The 1,092-nt window shown below is 77.2% G+C and carries 1 protein-coding gene; it reads right to left on the bottom strand.

The window, feature by feature from the left end; translation table 11 throughout:
• Positions 1–77: 77 nt before the first annotated feature.
• Positions 78–1,001, bottom strand: coding sequence for a serine/threonine dehydratase (locus ACFV6I_RS39730; protein WP_380431182.1), 924 nt, complete (start codon positions 999–1,001; stop codon positions 78–80).
• Between the last annotated feature and the right edge of the window lie 91 nt (positions 1,002–1,092).

Genomic DNA, 1,092 nt, shown 5'->3' with positions numbered 1-1,092 from the left:
CGTGACTCCCACCCGCGCGCCATCTCTTCGTGTGTGTGGGGCGGATGCGGCCGGAGCCGCCGTCCGGCGGCCGTCGGTCAGGGTGCGGCGAGGTCGGACGGGTCGGTGTTGGCGCCGCACAGGAGGACGGCGACCCGCTCGCCCTCCGCGTGGTCGAGGGCCGCCAGGGCGGTGGAGGCCGCGTACTCGACGGCGATGCGGTGGTCCTCCCAGAGCCGGCGGCGGGCGCGCACGATGGACTCGTCGTCGACCAGGACGGACCGGACGCCCTCGTGGCGGGCGGCGTGGACGGCGAGGGCGGTGGCGCGGCGGGCGCCGAGGGCGTCCTGGGCCACGGAGGACACCGGGACGTCGACGGGGTGGCCGGCGGCGAGGGCGGCGTGCAGGGCCCGGCTGCCCTCCCGCTCCACCCCGACCACCCGGACGCCGTGCTCGCGGGCCGCGACGGCCACCCCGGCGAACAGCCCGCCGCCGCCGACCGACACCACCACCGTGTCCAGCCCGGGGACCCGGGCGCTGATCTCCTCCTGCTCGCTGCCCGCGCCGGCGGCGATCAGCGGGTGGTCGTAGGCGTGCGAGGCCAGCGCCCCGCTGCCCGCCGCGAACTCCTCGCAGGCCGCCAGCGCCTCCGCGTACTCCCGGCCGACCAGCCGCACGTCGGCGCCGTACGAGCGCAGCCGCGCCAGCTTCACCGGGGAGGCCGTCTCGGGCAGGAACACCGTGGCGCGCACGCCGAGCTCGCGCGCCGCCCAGGCGCAGGCCAGCCCGGCGTTGCCGCCCGAGGCGATGGTGACCCCGGCCTCCGGCAGGGTGCCCGCCTCGGCGTGCGCGAGCAGGAAGTTCTGCGCGCCGCGGGCCTTGAAGCTGCCGGTGTGCTGAAGGAACTCCAGCGCCAGCCAGGTCCGCCCGTGGTCGTCCCCGGGGGCGACCGCGACCGGCCGCACCCTCCCGGCGATCCGCTCACCGGCGGCCTTGACCTCGTCGTACGTCAATCGGTCCATCGTGCCTGCTCCTCAAGCCGGGTGCGTCGCCTCTGGGCTTGACGGTACGTCGCGGGCGCGGGACGAGGAAAGGATCACGGTCGGGCGGCAC

The sequence above is a fragment of the Kitasatospora sp. NPDC059803 genome, assembly GCF_042732255.1.
GTDB lineage: Bacteria > Actinomycetota > Actinomycetes > Streptomycetales > Streptomycetaceae > Kitasatospora.
The sequence above is the reverse complement of the archived record's forward strand: the minus strand, read 5'-3'. Positions and strand labels throughout refer to the sequence as shown.

Coding starts and splice junctions, on each gene's coding strand:
- ACFV6I_RS39730 (WP_380431182.1), bottom strand. CDS start 1,001: ATGGACCGATTGACGTACGACGAGGTCAAGGCCGCCGGTGAGCGGATC.